The organism is Caproicibacter sp. BJN0012, assembly GCF_035986805.1.
Taxonomy (GTDB): Bacteria; Bacillota; Clostridia; order Oscillospirales; family Acutalibacteraceae; genus Caproicibacter.
The window spans coordinates 1,348,395-1,364,723 of sequence record NZ_CP142518.1; the positions used below are offsets into that span (position 1 = coordinate 1,348,395).

The 16,329-nt window shown below is 51.3% G+C and carries 14 protein-coding genes and 1 other RNA gene; 7 read left to right on the forward strand and 8 right to left on the reverse strand.

From position 1 onward, the window contains the following. Positions 1 to 10: 10 nt before the first annotated feature. Positions 11 to 475, forward strand: a complete 465-nt coding sequence (smpB, locus tag VA597_RS06425) for an SsrA-binding protein SmpB (protein ID WP_128741978.1) — start codon at positions 11 to 13, stop codon at positions 473 to 475. A gap of 10 nt (positions 476 to 485) precedes the next feature. Further along, positions 486 to 856: a transfer-messenger RNA gene (gene ssrA / locus VA597_RS06430) on the forward strand. 47 nt (positions 857 to 903) lie between these two features. On the opposite strand, the gene VA597_RS06435 is transcribed toward ssrA, so the two are convergent. The 8 genes from VA597_RS06435 to VA597_RS06470 all read right to left on the reverse strand — a co-directional run bounded on the left by VA597_RS06435 (position 904) and on the right by VA597_RS06470 (position 9,781). Then, entirely contained in the window at positions 904 to 1,185 is a 282-nt protein-coding gene (locus tag VA597_RS06435) for a hypothetical protein (RefSeq protein ID WP_128741979.1), read from the reverse strand. Positions 1,186 to 1,191: 6 nt separating this feature from the next. After that, positions 1,192 to 1,443, reverse strand: coding sequence for a hypothetical protein (locus VA597_RS06440; protein ID WP_128741980.1), 252 nt, complete (start codon positions 1,441 to 1,443; stop codon positions 1,192 to 1,194). A 41-nt stretch (positions 1,444 to 1,484) separates the two neighbouring features. Further along, a complete protein-coding gene (locus VA597_RS06445) occupies positions 1,485 to 1,862 on the reverse strand; it encodes a helix-turn-helix domain-containing protein (protein ID WP_128741981.1) in 378 nt (125 codons plus the stop codon). Between the two features lie 101 nt (positions 1,863 to 1,963). Continuing rightward, positions 1,964 to 3,640 carry an acetolactate synthase large subunit gene (locus VA597_RS06450; RefSeq protein ID WP_128741982.1) on the reverse strand — a complete coding sequence of 559 codons (1,677 nt, stop codon included), beginning with the start codon at positions 3,638 to 3,640 and terminating at the stop codon, positions 1,964 to 1,966. A 51-nt stretch (positions 3,641 to 3,691) separates the two neighbouring features. Further along, a complete protein-coding gene (locus tag VA597_RS06455) occupies positions 3,692 to 4,741 on the reverse strand; it encodes a lactonase family protein (RefSeq protein WP_128741983.1) in 1,050 nt (349 codons plus the stop codon). Positions 4,742 to 5,009: 268 nt separating this feature from the next. Further along, entirely contained in the window at positions 5,010 to 6,281 is a 1,272-nt protein-coding gene (locus VA597_RS06460) for an SLC13 family permease (RefSeq protein ID WP_128741984.1), read from the reverse strand. A 136-nt stretch (positions 6,282 to 6,417) separates the two neighbouring features. Beyond that, positions 6,418 to 8,361, reverse strand: coding sequence for an aconitate hydratase (locus VA597_RS06465; protein WP_128741985.1), 1,944 nt, complete (start codon positions 8,359 to 8,361; stop codon positions 6,418 to 6,420). Between the two features lie 436 nt (positions 8,362 to 8,797). Continuing rightward, positions 8,798 to 9,781: a LysR family transcriptional regulator gene (locus VA597_RS06470; protein WP_128741986.1), complete on the reverse strand. Its 984-nt coding sequence runs from the start codon at positions 9,779 to 9,781 to the stop codon at positions 8,798 to 8,800. Between the two features lie 267 nt (positions 9,782 to 10,048). Between VA597_RS06470 and VA597_RS06475 the strand changes: the two genes are divergently transcribed. The 5 genes from VA597_RS06475 (at position 10,049) to VA597_RS06495 (ending at position 16,315) form a co-directional block, all read left to right on the forward strand. After that, the gene (locus VA597_RS06475; protein WP_128741987.1) at positions 10,049 to 11,209 is read left to right on the forward strand and encodes an isocitrate/isopropylmalate family dehydrogenase; all 1,161 of its coding nucleotides are present in this window, start codon (positions 10,049 to 10,051) and stop codon (positions 11,207 to 11,209) included. A gap of 74 nt (positions 11,210 to 11,283) precedes the next feature. Continuing rightward, positions 11,284 to 11,592, forward strand: coding sequence for a citrate lyase acyl carrier protein (gene citD / locus VA597_RS06480; RefSeq protein ID WP_326975553.1), 309 nt, complete (start codon positions 11,284 to 11,286; stop codon positions 11,590 to 11,592). Beyond that, entirely contained in the window at positions 11,589 to 12,467 is an 879-nt protein-coding gene (gene citE / locus VA597_RS06485) for a citrate (pro-3S)-lyase subunit beta (protein ID WP_326975554.1), read from the forward strand. Before citD ends, citE begins: the two co-directional genes overlap by 4 nt. 10 nt (positions 12,468 to 12,477) lie before the next feature. Then, the gene (gene citF, locus VA597_RS06490; RefSeq protein WP_326975556.1) at positions 12,478 to 14,013 is read left to right on the forward strand and encodes a citrate lyase subunit alpha; all 1,536 of its coding nucleotides are present in this window, start codon (positions 12,478 to 12,480) and stop codon (positions 14,011 to 14,013) included. 13 nt (positions 14,014 to 14,026) lie between these two features. After that, positions 14,027 to 16,315 (forward strand): hydratase, encoded by a 2,289-nt coding sequence (locus VA597_RS06495; RefSeq protein WP_326975557.1) that lies wholly within the window; start codon positions 14,027 to 14,029, stop codon positions 16,313 to 16,315. Positions 16,316 to 16,329 lie beyond the last annotated feature (14 nt).

Sequence of the window (16,329 nt, forward strand, 5' to 3'; positions counted from 1 at the left end):
GGGGCTTTTTATGCAGAAGGATTCTTTCAAAACGATTGCGAAAAATAAAAAGGCCTATCACGACTATTTTGTGGAAGAAAGCATGGAGGCCGGCATCGAGCTCTGCGGGACGGAAGTGAAATCCATCCGCAGCGGTCAGGTGAACCTGAAAGATGCGTGGTGCGCAATCGACAACGGAGAACTGCAGATCAGGGGAATGCACGTCAGCCCGTATGAACACGGCAACATTTTCAATCAGGACCCGATGCGCGTCCGCCGGCTTCTGATGCATAAAAAGGAGATCCTGAGACTGTTCGGGCTGGTTAAGCAGGACGGCTATGCGCTGATTCCGCTTTCGGTTTATCTGAAAGGTTCGCTCGTCAAGGTTCAGGTGGGACTTTGCAAGGGCAAAAAGCTGTACGACAAGCGGGCCGACCTGGCGGCAAGGGCCGCGAAGCGCGACATGGAGCGCGCGATGAAGGAGCGCAACCAGTGAAATCACACATGGGGATGTAAAGGCTTCGACGGGGACTGTCAACCATGGTAAGCGAGTAGCGCCGCAGAACGCTTTATTTCTTCAAAGAAAAATAAATGACAAAACTGAAAACGCTAACTATAACTACAATTATGGGATGGCGTACGCAGCCTAATTAGACTGCCGTCTTTACCGGGAGTACCGCGGCCCGGATAAAGGCGTCGATTAGCGGTGAACGTGAACCGGGGAACGCCTTTACCCCGGTCACGGACGAAAGGCTACCAAGGCGCGAAGCCTGCCGATTGGCGGCGTGCTGAGGGAATTTTAAATGATCGGCTACACTCGTAGAAAGCCATGGCAAGCAATCTTCGGACACGAGTTCGACTCTCGTCATCTCCACCAATTTGTACGGGAAAGTCTGAAAAGGATTTTCTCGTATTTTTTTGCTCTCATGCCGTGCGTACAAGCGCCGCATCTTCGGCCTTCACGCTTTCCTTGGATTTTACGCCACGGTAACTTTTGAACCCGTCAAAGGTGACGTTGAAGTCTACTCCGATGTTATAATTCCTGCCGACTCGGACGGCTTTGATAAACTGCGACACGATCACTTCCTTTGCCATGAAGGAGCTTATGTTGTATAGGTCCGCCCAACTCAGCAGCCGGTCATACTTGCGCTTTTGGCTTTTCGAGGTTTCAGGCAAGGTTTTCAATTCCAGGTCTGCCGCATCCAAGGTGGACTAGGCATCTTTAATTTGTGCTCCGGTTTCTGCGACCAGCGTATTGAGTAGGTCGATGCTCATTTTGTTCTGACTGTGAATGACTTTAAGAGTCTCATTTTTGTAATTGTCAAGCTCTTTCTGTTTATCCTGCAAATGCGCTTTTGCTATCTCGTACTTTGACTTTGGTTCGATGTTCTTCTCATGTTGGCTGGAGAGGATTTCCGATTCGGCCTGCCGTTTGGCGTGGTAGTAGTAGGTCGCACGCGGCAAAACGGAAACATCTAATAGCAGGGACAGCTTATGCTTATGCCTTAGCTTCGAGATTGCCTGTGCTTTTTCTCTTGCTGTTCCCTTTTTAAAACTAAGGCATTCAAGTTTTTTAAGTAGTCAAGTTCCGCTCGTAGCCGCTGATTTTCTGCTACCAAATCTTTCTCGACCTTTTTATCAAGCTTCGGTTTGCACCCTTTCTGAGTACCGCTGGCTGCGTTGGCTCGCCCACGCCGCTCGATGTACAATCCTTCTGGACCCTCTTCCAGATAGATGCGTTCCCAGCGTGATACATGACTTTTATTGCCGATGCCAAATCGCTGGGCTGTCTCTCGGCAGCTTAACCCCTCTTGACGCATGGTCTCCACCACATGTTGCTTGAATTCTCCTGTATATCTTTGGTTCGGTACTCCTTTTGGCATAAAAACACCCCATTTGTTTTTCAGTATACCATACTGTCTAACAAATGGGGTGCAGTTCAATGCAGGCTGGCCTTGTCTTAAAAGCGGCCACCACCGGACCGCTAAATTTCGTGAAGATGCTTTGTCAGTTTCATATTTTCGCCGTAATCAACCGGGCAGTCGATGATGCTTGGGAAGGGCTGGCGGAAGGCATTTTCCAACGTTGGAATCAGGTCGTCCGCTTTTTCTATCCGATAGCCTCTGATACCAAAGCTTTCTGCAAATTTGACGAAATCCGGGTTGGTGAAATCGACGTAGTAGCTTTTCCCGTACTGATTCATTTGCTTCCATTGAATCAGGCCGTAGTGGCGGTCATTGAAAATCAGAGTGACGAACGGAGTACCGATCCGCACGGCTGTTTCAAGCTCCTGGCAGTTCATCAGGAATCCCCCGTCGCCGGTCACGGCGATAACCTTTTTGTCCGGATTTATCAGCTTTGCCGCAACGGCCCCGGGCAGCGCGATTCCCATTGCGGCAAAGCCGTTCGATATGATACAGGTCTTGGGTTTGTAGCAATGGTATTGCCGCGCGATCCAGATTTTGTGTGCGCCCACATCGGAAACGAGGATATCGTCTGGATCCAGAACTTTCCGGATATCGGAAAGGATTTTCTGAGGTTTCATCGGAAAACTCCTATCATTTTCATAGGCGTTTGCCTCCTCCTCCATTTTCTGCTTGATCTGCAAGGCAAATTCCGGCTCGGAATTTCGGCTAGCTTGATTAAGAATCCGGAAGAGCGAATCAGAGATATCCCCGATAACCTCTATCATCGGCTGGAACAGTTTGTTAATGTGGGCGGGCCTTGGATCGATATGGATAATTTTGCGGCATCGGTCGCTGTTCCATTTGGATGGGGCGTATTCCACGATGTCGTATCCGACTGCAATGACGAGATCGGACTTCTCCAGGACCTTATTCTCGTAATCCGTTTCCGGGATTCCAATGGTCCAGAGGGAATATCGGCTGTCGAACGGGATGATTCCTTTCGCCATCATCGTATGAACAACGGGGATTTTCAGCTTTTCCGCGAACACCGTCAGGGCTTCTGCTGCGTTGGAACGGACCGCGCTGCTGCCAGCGAGGATGACGGGAAATTTCGCCGCGGAAATCTCATCGGCGGCGCTTTCAATCAAACTGCTTTCAGCATACTCTTTTGGAGGAATCTTTCTCTCGAGCGGCTCCTCATCCAAACCAACTGGCATTTTTGAAATGTTGACGGGAAGGTCGATATGGCAGGCACCAGGCTTTTCACTTTCAGCATATTTAAAGGCTATCCGGGTGATTTCACTTACCGTATCCGGCCGAACAATCTGTTTGCTCCGTTTGGTGATGGGCTCAAACATCTTGCACAGATCAAGATACTGATGGGAAGTCAAATGCATCCGTTCGGTGCCGACTTGGCCGGTGATGGCTATCAGCGGAGCACCATCCTCGTTGGCATCTGCGACGCCGGTGACCAGGTTGGTGGCGCCGGGACCGAGGGTGGAAAGACAAACGCCGGCTTTCCCGGTCAGCCTCCCGTAGACATCTGCCATAAAGGCCGCGCCCTGTTCATGGCGCACCGTGATGAAACGAATCGAAGATTTATGTATGGCGTCAATCAGTGCGAGATTTTCTTCGCCCGGAATACCGAAAATGTATTCCACTCCTTCTTGTTCCAGGCATTTTACCAGCATTTCCGCTGTGTTGAAAGATTGCGATGAAATGGATTTTTCATCATTGCCATTCTGCTGAAGCATAAAAAGAGTTCTCCTTGCCGATTGCTTCCTTGACAGGAAAAAATATGGTTTTTACTTTGAAAATATAATGCAAACCGGACTTTCCGTCTCGATCTTCCGGCCTGTGTAGTGCGGGATGCCCGTTGTGGGATCAATACGGAAAACGGTAATCGTATCGCTGTCTTCATTCGCAACATAGAGAAGTTCCCCGGCGGGGTCCGTTGTGACAAATCGCGGCGTTTCTCCTTGAGTTTCGGTGAACCCCATACAGTGCAGGTATCCTGTGAACGGGTCGATGGAATAGGTCGCAATACTGTCGTGGATGCGGTTGGAACAATAAACGAACCGGTTACTGGGATGTACAATCACCTCGCTCGCCTGCCCCTCTCCGGTGTAGGTATCGGGAAGGGAGGGAAGAATCTGTTTTGGCTCGAGGATCCCTGCCTTCTCGTCAAAATAGCTGAAAGTAATATTGTTTCCCTTTTCGTTGACCTGGTAAACATAGTGATTGTTTGCATGGGATGCGATGTGACGCGGTTCGTCAAGCTTACGGGAAGCGACCCGGCATGTCAATGTGAGGGATCCGTCCTTCTCAATCCGGAAGACGTTTGTCTGTCCGAAACCGGTTGTACGGCCTTGGGCAGGCGCAAAAAGGTAGGATTTACTCTGGTCTAAAATACACTGGTGAGGAAGGGAGACGGTGCCTTCTCCATGTCCGGGAATGATAGCTTCGTGAATGGGGTCGGTTAGACTTCCGTCGGCGCTTCTTGCAAGGGTGGAAATTTTCCCTCCTTGCAGGGTTGCGACAAAACAGTACCGGTTCGTCGCATCCACCGAGACGAAGACAGGATTTTTTCCGCCTGCTTTGGCGGAATTTAGAAATTTCAGTTTTCCGGTCGTCTTGTCAATTTTATAGGCACTGACGAAATCCTTATCGCCATGTACCGTATACAGAAAATCGCCGTTCCGGTCAAAGCACTGATAGGACGGGTTCTCAATATTTCCGACAAGCTGGATTTCCTGCCACTCGATCGTTTTATGGTCGACCCGGTATACCTTCAATCCCTTGCCGCGCGCGTTTCTTTCTCTTGTGGTCCTGCAGCCAACATATGCGAAACTCATTCCAAACCTTCCTTTATAAGTTTATTTTGCGGGGAAGCATATCAGGAATTACGGTCGGCCCCGCAACTTCACACCGCGGAATTCCTCTTGCTCCAAGGAGACAATTGTCTCTGAAATATTGATGGCCTATATGGAATGGACAAGCGTAACAATCCTGCCGAGAATTGCTCTTATTTGCCCAAACCATTATAGACCATGTAGTTACGATCGAAAATTTCAACGATTTCAGGCCGAAATGGATCATCGTAACTTGGAACTTCCAGGCCATTTATCCCATGCAGATTAAATGGAATACGCCGGTGATTGCTAAAATGAACGTGACGGCGAGAGCGACAAAAGCCCATCCCCAGAGCTTCAGAAATATTTTATTGATGTCGTATTTTTTCTCTGCATCCGGTTGGGAGGAAATCGCCGCCATAATTAATCCGCCGGTGGTGGAAATCGGGCTTACGCCTGTGATAGTTCCGCCGATGACGACAGCGGCCGCCAGTTCGACCGGGGAAACGGCACCGTTGAAATGAGAAGCGATACCGCCGACGGTGGGAATCAATGTCGGGAAAACGACGCCGAGGCCCGAACTGAAGAACGACATGATACCTCCGGTAACACCCATGATCGCAGTGCCGGTAAATGGTGTCATGATGGAGCTCAGCGCATTTGACAGTAGTGTGATGCCATCGGACTGTACAACGATATTCATCAGCATACCTACGCCTACGACCATCAGCAGTACGTTCCATGGGATGCTTTTAATGCTCGCACCCTCATTCCCAACACCAAAGAGCAGAATAACCGTGCCCACAAGGAATGAAATCAGGCCTACATTCACCTTGAAAGCGAGGGTGCAGACGATCATGACGAGCAGTCCGGCCAGTGAAATCACTTGGTTTTTGTTGAACCGGATTTTTTCATCCGGCAGGTTTGCCTCGCTGTATTTGACTTTCCAGCCTTTATAAACGATGTAGACAACGGCGGCAAGAACCAGCGAAGCGACAAACAGGCTGGCCCAAATGGGAAACAGATTGGTGTTGATTCCCTGTTTGCCCATTAGGTTCATAACCACAACGCCTTCCGGTGTGATCGGGGTCATCCTGCCGCCAAAGCATCCACATTCGCCCATAATTGCCAGCATAATTGGATTGTAGCCCGCGGACAGCGCAATCGGTACGGCCAGCACCGGGATAATTGCCAAAATAGGAATGGAACCGGGCCCGATTGCGGATAGAATAAAACCGAGGCAGTAAAAGACGATGGGGATGAGCCAGACGTGGCGCTTAACCGACGAAACGAAAAGGTTCGCAATATTATCCAGTGTCTTGTTCTGCATCAGAATTCCCAGGAGATATGTAACACCCACCATCGTAATAAACAAGGAACTGCTGAACCCCGCTATGATTGTTTTCTCGGCGATTCCGTAAATTCGACCGATGATTAGGGCAAGAGCGATAGAGACGATACCAACGTTAGCTTTCCAGACAAAGCCGATTACGATTGCCACTAAAAGTGCGATCAAGGATATAAGACCTAAACTTTCTCCCATTCGATTACTCCTCCCAAATATTATTGACTACTCCCGAATCCATGAACTGTAAAGTTTTTCTCCGATGGTAGAGTCCTGTGCCGCTTTGGTTACAAAAGACGGATATTCAGATTCTGTAGAGAAACCGGGGACAACTTTATGCCCCCTTTCGATTTTTTATGTAAGAGAGCTGCCCGCCGCTGAGAACGATTTCAATTTCAACATCGGAGAGGTCAAGCCTTGCCTCGAAGGCTGTTCCTTTCGTCAGGTTGCGGACGATGACCTTTCTGCCCCTGATCTGATTGGCCGAGTCGTCAATTTCAAGTTCATCCCCGAGGGAGAGCCCATCATAATCGGCAGGATTTTGGAACAGAAGTGGGATTACGCCGTGATTGATCAGGTTGTTTTTATGAATGCGAGCCATGGATTTGGCGACGATTGCCTTTACGCCCAAGAACATCGGGCAGATCGCCGCATGCTCACGACTGGAACCCTGTCCGTAGTTCTCTCCGCCGACAATGATGCTGGTTCCAAATTCCTTGGCACGGGCCACGAAGCTCGGGTCGTAACGGTTGAAGGCATACTGGGCAATCAGCGGAATGTTCGAGCGCATGGAAGAAAACTGCGCGCTGCCCGGGGTGATATCGTCCGTGGAAATGTTGTCGCCTGCTTTCAGGCTGATTTTCGCCTTGATGGTTTCCGCGGGCGGCGTATTGACCGGCAGTGGTTTGATGTTCGGCCCGCGGATGATTTCAACGCTGCTGGAGTCGGCGGGGGGCGCGATGATCATCGTGTCGTCAATCGGATAATTCGCCGGTTCCCTGATCTCGCCAAGCCCGGAGAGATCACCTAGGATATCCACGGGATCGGTGATGAAACCTGTGATGGCGGTGGCTGCGGCGACCTCCGGACTCACCAGAAACAGTTTCGCATCGGCCGTCCCGCCTCTGCCCCTGAAATTCCGATTGGAGGTGCGCACTGAAACACCGCCTGTCGGCGGTGCCTGCCCGATGCCGGGGCATGCGCCGCAGGCAATCTCGGTGATACGGGCACCCGAATCGACCAGATCGGTGATGATGCCCTCTTTCAAAAGTTGCCGGAAGGTCTGGCGCGTAGCTACCGAAACCGTTAAGCTGACATTTTCATTTACCGTCCTGCCTTTTAGGATCACGGCAGCCTTTTTAATATCGGCGTAAGACGCATTGGTGCAACTCCCGATATAGACCTGCTGTACCGGAATATCGTGAACTTCCCGGATCGTTTTGACGTTGTCGGGCATGTCGGGGCAGGCGACCAACGGTTCGATTTTCGAAAGATCCAGCGTGATTTCCTCGTCATATCCACAGCCTTCGTCGGCGCTCAGCGGCACGAAATCCTTCTCGCGGCCCTGTGCCGCAAAGAACCTGCGCACCACCTCATCCGCAGGGAAAATGGATGTGGTCGCCCCCATTTCCGCTCCCATGTTAGCAATCGTCCCGCGTTCCGGTACTTCTAGCGTTTTGACCCCTTCGCCGGTATATTCGAAGGCCTTGCCAAGCCCGCCTTTGACCGTGAAACGCCGCAGCATTTCGAGCGCAACGTCCTTGGCAGAACAGCCGGGCCTCAGTCGGTTGATCAGATTGACCCGCACGACTGCCGGCATTTTGAGGCGCATGGGAAAGCCTGCCATGGCGACCGCCACATCCATTCCGCCCGCGCCGATTGCCAACATGCCGATCGCGCCGCTTGTCGGCGTATGGCTGTCGGTACCAAGCAATGTTTTGCCGGGAATGCCAAAGCGGGAATAGTGGACCGAATGGCAGATGCCGTTGCCGGGACGCGAAAGGTACAGCCCGTATTTTTTGGCGATGGACTGCAGAAAAATATGATCGTCCGGTGTTTTATTGTCGACATATAGGAGATTGTGGTCCAAGTAGCTTACGGAGCATTCCGTTCGGACGCGGGGAAGATTGAGTGCTTCAAATGCAAGGTATGACATCACGCCTGTGATGTCATGTGTCAGCGTCTGATCTATTTTGATATAGATTTCTTCTCCTGGAATCAGTTTTGCCGACGAGGTCAGATGGTTGCGGATGATTTTTCGAATCAGATTTTCTGGCATAAAAAGCAGTTCCCTCCGTTAATAAAATTTTGCAGGATCTCACAGACAACTCGGATTTGCCGATAAGTGGATCATTCGTGAAAAGTGCCCAAGATTGTGCGATTTGAACGACTGAAATTATCATAAACATTCCCATGGCCCTTGTAAAATGCCAATATGTATATGGTCAATATAGACAAAACTGTATGATGGCGCCTGAAGGGTACTTACATCCGTCAGAAAGGGTAAAATCAAAAAGGCTTATATATGCGAAATGCACAAGCATTTGGGTTTCATATGCAATGTTACTCATAACGCCCATAATGAAAAAATCATGTTGGAAGCGTCTCTATTGCTGCCAAAACAGATGCACAAAAGGAATGGGCGGGGCGGGCTCCAAATTTGGAGTCCGCCCCGCCCATTCCTCCATCCGTTTTCCGGAAGGACGCCTAATTGGCTATCCCGGGCGACCCGTTCCGGAGTCCGGCCGGTTGTCCGCCCTGTAATGCTGGATGAATGATCTCTTTGAGAATACCTCCCCTGCAATTTCAAAGAATGACTTTTCCGCTTCGCTGAGATAAGCGTCCTTACGATAAAGAGCTAGGATTTCCCATCTGACGGGATGCTTAGTGAGGGAATAAATATCTACTTCAGTTTCACATTTCGCCAGTTCAATAGTCATGGCGGGCACGATCGTCACGCCCATATTTGCAGATGCCAAGCGGCAAGCACAGGTATTGCTGTCTATTTCCATAAAAATATTAGGCTTGATTTTATAGGAGCCAAACAGCAAATCCAGAAAAGTCCGGAGTGCATGTCCTTTCTTTAGAAAAATGAATGGAAGATCCTTCATTTTATTCAAATCAACTGCATAAGGGCAATTATCCACATAATATTCCGGGCCTACCACATTCTTGGCGGTGACAAGAAATAGCTCTTCGCTGTAGATAAGCTTCGCTTCCAGATTTTTATCTTTTCCGTCATTATCATTATTTTGAAAGGGAAGAATCGCAAAATCCAACTGGCCTTTTAAAATACGGTCCATAAGAATATCTCCCTTGGATGAAAATATCTGCACGTCAATCCCGGGGAATTTCTTTCGGTAGCGAGGCAGAATCAGAGGTAACATATAGGAACAACGTTCGAACGGAAAGCCAACCCGTATTCGTCCTTTCCTGTTTTTTGAAATGTCACCCAGCTCTTTGGACATATTGTTTTCCATCATCAAAATCTGCCGGGCATACTCTATATATCGCTCGCCGGCAAATGTAAGGGAGAGCGGTGATGTGGAGCGATCGAAGAGTTTTACTCCCAATTGATCCTCCACTTTGGAGATAAAATGGCTCAAGGCGGGCTGCGAAATATAGAGCGAATTTGCGGCTTTCGTGATGCTTTGACACTCTGCGACAGTGCAGATGTAGACCAACTGCTGCATATCCATTTTACATACCTCCCTAAGCAAATTACCACATCCGTTTCATTCTGTCAACAAGCTGAAAAACGGGAAAAAGCCTTATGCACTTTTGTTTATAGTGTCCATATTAAAATAAGCATTTTACTTAAAGTCGTTTTTCAGCTAAGATGACTTCAGTGAATTGTGCCCAATTTTTAAAATTACAAAATTCTGGAGTCGATATTAAAGTCGTGTATTTTTAAGTAATGGTGGATTTGGGTAACGATGACGGAGTCTGTATAGGAGGGTTACAAATTGGAAGCTGTCAATAGCGCTGTAAAAAAATTTGGCACGCTGATTGAACAAGATCTGGAGCGGGTTTCCCGAATGAAGGAAGCGGATGAATTTACAGATTTTAAAGCACTCGATAGAATTGTGATCGGTGTCCTGCCGGGCGACGGCATAGGGCCTGTCCTCATGGAACAGGCCCTGCGCGTCCTGCGGAGCCTGATTCAAAACGAACTTGACAGGGGACGGATTGAAATACGGATCATCGAGGGGATGACGATCGAGAAGCGCGCAGAAAGAAGGGAATCTCTGCCTGCTGACATCTTCGAAAAAATTAAAAAATGTAACGTTATTCTAAAAGGGCCGATGGTTACGCCGCGTGCCTCGGATCCGTGGCCCAATCTTGTAAGTGCAAACAGCCTTCTGCGCAGAGGTCTCGATCTTTTTGCCTCGGTCCGCCCGATTCGAATCCCCTCAAAAGGGATCGACTGGACTTTTTTTCGGGAGAATATCGAAGGGGAATATATCTGGAGCGACAAAGGGATTCAGGTAAACGAGGATCTCGCGGTGGATTTTAGGGTTCAAACGAAACAGGGTAGCGAACGGATAGCCCGCGCGGCTTTTGAATTTGCCAAGAATAACGGAAAAAAGAACGTGACGGTGATTACCAAAGCAAATATTATTAAGCTGACGGACGGTAATTTTGTAAAAGCCGTCCGGGAGGTAGGAAAGGAATATCCGGGGATAGAAGTAGAGGAACGATTGGTAGATGCGATGGCCGCCAAAATGATGAACCCGGAATTTAGCAGAGGATTGGAAGTCTTTGTACTGCCCAACCTCTATGGGGACATCATCACCGACATCGCCGCCGAGAACCAGGGCGGGCTGGGAACAGCATCCTCCTCCAATCTTGGCAGCCGGTATGCGATGTTCGAGGCCATCCACGGCGCGGCTCCAGATCTGGTCGCTTCGGGGAGGAGCGAATATGCTGACCCGAGCAGTCTGATCCGCGCGGTCGGTATGATGCTTGGTCATATCGGTTACACCGGCCTCAAAAAGAAGCTGGATGACGCCATGGATATCTGCACGGTTACCGAGCGCCGGATCGTCGTAACCACCCGGAAAGAGGACGCCTCCGCCAGGGAATTCACCGATTATCTGCTGGAGACATTGTCTAAGTTAGGTTGATCGCAAGTTTTTAAGTTGCTCTTTCAGACTGCGTTTTTGAAAGAGCAACTTGTTTTTGGAAAGAAGGGTTTCAGATGAAGATAAAACGAAGCGCAGTGGCCGGTACGATGGAATCGAGCGATATCATGGTCACCGTTGCTCCCAACAATGGCGGTATTCAAATCGAATTGAACAGCACGGTGGAAAAGCAGTTCGGGCAGGAGATCCGGAATGTGATTCAGGATACCCTGACGCGGCTTGGCATCGACAGCGTAACTGTTACCGCTGTGGATAAGGGCGCGCTGGATTGTGTGGTCCGTGCGCGCGTGGAAACGGCTGCCTATCGCGCGTGCGGCAGTGAAAACTATGTTGACTATGATGTTTGGGGTGGCATGATGATATGAAACAGCTCAGAAGGACGATGTTGTTTGTACCTGGAAACAATCCGGGGATGATACGGGACGCGGGCATCTATGATGTCGACAGCATCATGTTTGATCTGGAGGATTCTGTTTCGATCGACGAAAAGGACGCTGCACGGTTTCTGGTCTATGAGATGCTGGGTGCCATCGACTATCATGGCAAAGAACTGATCGTGCGCGTCAACTCCCCAGACATCGCGACGGGCGTTGAGGATTTGAAGGCAATGGTAAAGACGCGAAAGGTCGCCATTCGTTTGCCGAAAACGGAGTGCGCGGCGGATGTGCTAAACTGTGAAAAGAAGATCGCGTCTATCGAACGCCAATACGGCATCCCGGAAGGTTCCACGCGGATGATGGCCGCCATAGAGAGCGCGGCGGGAGTGTTGAACGCAAAGGAAATCGCATTTTCCACAAAACGCTTGATCGGAATTGCGCTTGGCGCGGAAGACTACGTCACCGACCTGAAGACGACGCGTTCTCCCGAAGGAACAGAACTGCTGTTTGCACGCTGTATGATCCTGCAGGCGGCACGTGCGGCGGGGATCGACGCCATCGATACGGTTTATTCCAACGTCAACAACGAAGAGGGGTTTCGCAGCGAAGTTGCCTTAATCAAACAGCTTGGTTTCGACGGTAAAAGCATCATCAACCCGAGACAGATCAAACCGGTACAGGAAATCTATACGCCGACGAAGAACGAGATCGATAAATCGCTCGCAATTGTGGATGCAATTGAAGAGGCTCGGAAGAGAGGTTCCGGCGTCATTGCACTCAACGGCAAAATGATCGATAAGCCGATTGTCGCCCGCGCCCAGAGAGTGCTCGATCTTGCCCGCGCGGCTGGCGTTTTGAAATAGGAGGACAAAGATGGGCACTGATTTGAAAAACATACAGTCTCTCGATGAAATACCATCGATCCATACAGTATTTGAAGCGGACCGGATTACAAAGGATTTACAGTCTCTGGCGGAGCGGCAGAAGCAGAAAAATAAAGTCGTAAAAGACCTTGAAACTGCCATCTGCTTGTCCGGCCTGAAAGACGGCATGACGATTTCTTTTCATCACCATTTCCGCAATGGCGACTATATCATCAATATGGTTATGGATACACTTGCAGAGATGGGTTTCCGAGGGCTTGCAGTTGCAGCATCGTCGCTGACCGACTGCCATGCACCTCTAATTAAACATATCAAAAACGGGGTGATCCGCCGCATCGAGACGTCCGGCCTGCGGGGCGAACTCGGTGAAGCAATCTCCGGCGGGCTGATGGACGTACCGGTGGTATTCCGTTCCCACGGCGGGCGCGCCTATGCGATCGAAACGGGCGGACTGCCCGTCGACGTTGCGTTTCTCGGTGCTCCGTCCTGCGATCCTTACGGGAACGCGAATGGCTACTCCCGCGAAAACGACAACGGCATAATGTGCGGATCCATGGGCTACGCAAAATGTGACGCCCAGTACGCAAAGAAGACAATCATCCTTACAAATAATATCGTCCCTTATCCGAACGTGCCATTCGGCATTTCGGAGTCTCAGGTGGATTACATTGTACAAGTTCCCGAAATCGGGAATCCGGCAGGGATCATGACCGGCGCGACGCGTTTCACACGAAATCCCAAAGAGCTATTGATTGCGGAGACCGCAGCCAATATAATAGAGGCAAGCGGATATTTTGAGGATGGATTTTCGATCCAGATGGGAAGCGGCGGGGCGTCGCTCGCAGTGGCGAGGTTCCTGCGCGACAAAATGGTCGAGCGGAACATAAAGGCCAGTTTTGCACTCGGGGGCATCACCGGTTCGGTGATCGATCTCTTTGAGGAGGGCCTCGTTAAGAAGATCCTCGATGTGCAGAGCTTCGATCTGAAAGCGGCGGAATCCCTCAAGAAAAACCGTTTTCACCAGCAGATCTCGGCATCTTATTATGCCAGCCCGGGGAACGAGGGGACTGCGGTCAACCAGCTGGACATCGTTGTTCTCTCGGCGCTCGAAATCGATTGCGATTTTAACGTCAATGTACTTACCGGCTCCAACGGCGTAATTCGCGGCGCGATCGGCGGCCATCCGGACACGGCCTATGGCGCTTCCGTTTCCATCATTGTCGTTCCGCTGACCCGCGGCAGGATCCCATGCGTGGTAAAAGAAGTCAACACAGTCGTAACGCCTGGAAAAACTGTGGACGTCGTGGTGACGGATCAGGGAACCGCGGTCAATCCCCGGCGTACAGACCTTCAGTACCGCCTGCGGCAATCCGGGATTCCGCTGTGTACGATTGAAGAATTGCAGGAGAAAGCCGAAAGCATTGTCGGCAGGCCGAAAACGATCGAATATAGGGATAAAGTTGTGGGTGTTGTCACCTATCGGGATGGTTCGGTGATCGATTTAATCCATCAGGTGAAAGATTAGGAGGAAGTTTGGAATGAAACTCTATCCGAACGGCGTGTATGTGATCAAAGGCCGCGAAATCATCGAGGATACCGCCGGAAATGCCGGGCGGCTGAAAGCAGCCGCACAGGGGGCGGACCTCAAAAAGGCGAGGGAAGGCACGATTTCCTATTCCATTCTGAGGACTCATAACCATTCCGGCAGGATGGACCAACTGAAAATCAGGTTCGACGCGCTGGCCTCCCACGACATTACTTTCGTCGGGATCGTCCAGACCGCCAAGGCGAGCGGGATGAAGGAATTCCCCATCCCGTATGTGCTTACAAACTGTCACAACTCGCTGTGTGCGGTCGGAGGCACCATCAACGAGGACGACCACATGTTCGGCCTTTCGGCGGCGAAAAAGTATGGAGGGATCTATGTGCCGCCTCACCTGGCGGTCATCCATATGTATATGCGTGAAATGATGGCCGGCTGCGGAAAGATGATTCTGGGCTCCGACAGCCACACCCGCTACGGTGCGCTTGGAACCATGGCGATTGGAGAAGGCGGCGGAGAGCTTGTAAAGCAGTTGCTCTGCAAAACCTATGATATTGATTATCCCCGCGTGGTCGGGGTCTATCTGACGGGGAAGCCCCGCCCCGGAGTCGGACCGCAGGACGTGGCGCTGACGATCATCGGAGAAGTCTTCCAATCCGGCTATGTCAAAAACAGCATCATGGAATTCATCGGGGATGGGATCGGAAACCTGTCCGCCGATTACCGCTGCGGGATTGATGTGATGACGACCGAGACGGCCTGCCTTTCCTCCATCTGGGAAACGGACGAGGGCACGAGGGAATTCTTTGACATTCACGGTCGCACGGAGGATTACAAGAAGCTGGAGCCGGCTGACGTTGCTTATTACGACGGGATGATCTATCTGGATCTCTCCACAGTCAAACCGATGATCGCTTTGCCGTTCCATCCGTCGAACAGTTACGAGATCGGTACATTCTGCGAGAATCTGGAGGATATCCTGCACGGGGTGGAAGAGCGGGCGGTGAAGACGCTCGGCAATCCGAGCGTAAAAGGAAGCCTGACAGGCAAAATCGTGAATGGCCGTCTGAAAGTGGACCAGGGCGTCATCGCAGGCTGCGCAGGCGGCACTTTCAGCAATGTGATGGCAGCGGATTCCATCTTAAAGGAACAGAATATCGGGAACGGGGAATTCTCGCTTTCGGTCTACCCTTCCAGCCAGCCGGTCCTGCTGGAACTGACGCGCAACGGGGCCCTCTCCGATCTGATGGCAGCGGGCGCGGTCATCCGGACCGCATTCTGCGGTCCGTGCTTCGGGGCGGGAGACGTTCCGGCCAACGGTGCGCTTTCCATCCGGCACACCACCCGCAACTTTCCGAACCGAGAGGGATCCAGGCCCGGTGCCGGGCAGATCGCCTATGTCGCGCTGATGGACGCCCGCAGCATTGCGGCAACGGCAAAGAACAAGGGCTTTCTGACTTCCGCCGAAAATTGCGACACAGATTCTGCCATTCCGAAGTATTTCTTCGACAGACACCCGTATGAGAATCGGGTGTACGACGGTTTCGGGAAGGCCGAGCTGAAGACGGAACTCCGCTACGGCCCGAACATCGTCGACTGGCCGGAGATCGGCCCGCTTGCCGACGATCTGCTTCTGAAGGTCGTCTCCTATCTCACGGACCCGGTCACTACCACCGACGAGCTGATTCCGTCGGGGGAGACGTCGTCCTACCGGTCGAATCCGCTGGGGCTTGCGGAATTCACACTGTCCCGCAAGGACCCCGCCTACGTGGGCAGGGCCAAGGCGGTGCAGAAGCTGGAAAAGGTGCGCCTCAACGGCGAGAACCCCGAAAAAGCTTCTCCGGAACTGCACAAGATCTTCGCGAAGATCCGTTCCATTAAAGGCTTCGAATCGGCCGGCCCAATGAAAATGGGGATCGGTTCCACAATCTATGCGGTCAAACCGGGAGACGGAAGCGCAAGGGAGCAGGCGGCCTCCTGCCAGCGGGTGCTGGGTGGCAGCGCGAACATCGCAAGGGAATACGCCACTAAACGGTACCGCAGCAATCTGATCAACTGGGGGATGCTTCCGTTCCTGCTGGATGGGGAGCCGGAATTCGGCAACGGCAGCTATCTGTTCGTCCCGCGGATCCGCGAGAAAATTGCGGGGGATTCCTATTCACAGATCGAGGCGTATGTGATCGGGGAAGATGTCAAGAAGATCAAGCTCCGGATCGCGCCGCTGACTCCCGATGAACGGCGGATCATTCAGGCGGGCTGCCTGATCAATTTCAACCGGCTGTAACAGGGCATCCAGAG

Excerpts from the sequence above, each read along its gene's own strand:
- smpB (WP_128741978.1), top strand. The coding sequence starts at position 11 with ATGCAGAAGGATTCTTTCAAAACGATTGCGAAAAATAAAAAGGCCTAT.
- VA597_RS06445 (WP_128741981.1), bottom strand. The coding sequence starts at position 1,862 with ATGCCAAAAGGAGTACCGAACCAAAGATATACAGGAGAATTCAAGCAA.
- VA597_RS06450 (WP_128741982.1), bottom strand. The coding sequence starts at position 3,640 with ATGCTTCAGCAGAATGGCAATGATGAAAAATCCATTTCATCGCAATCT.
- VA597_RS06455 (WP_128741983.1), bottom strand. The coding sequence starts at position 4,741 with ATGAGTTTCGCATATGTTGGCTGCAGGACCACAAGAGAAAGAAACGCG.
- VA597_RS06460 (WP_128741984.1), bottom strand. The coding sequence starts at position 6,281 with ATGGGAGAAAGTTTAGGTCTTATATCCTTGATCGCACTTTTAGTGGCA.
- VA597_RS06465 (WP_128741985.1), bottom strand. The coding sequence starts at position 8,361 with ATGCCAGAAAATCTGATTCGAAAAATCATCCGCAACCATCTGACCTCG.
- VA597_RS06470 (WP_128741986.1), bottom strand. The coding sequence starts at position 9,781 with ATGGATATGCAGCAGTTGGTCTACATCTGCACTGTCGCAGAGTGTCAA.
- citD (WP_326975553.1), top strand. The coding sequence starts at position 11,284 with ATGAAGATAAAACGAAGCGCAGTGGCCGGTACGATGGAATCGAGCGAT.
- citE (WP_326975554.1), top strand. The coding sequence starts at position 11,589 with ATGAAACAGCTCAGAAGGACGATGTTGTTTGTACCTGGAAACAATCCG.
- citF (WP_326975556.1), top strand. The coding sequence starts at position 12,478 with ATGGGCACTGATTTGAAAAACATACAGTCTCTCGATGAAATACCATCG.
- VA597_RS06495 (WP_326975557.1), top strand. The coding sequence starts at position 14,027 with ATGAAACTCTATCCGAACGGCGTGTATGTGATCAAAGGCCGCGAAATC.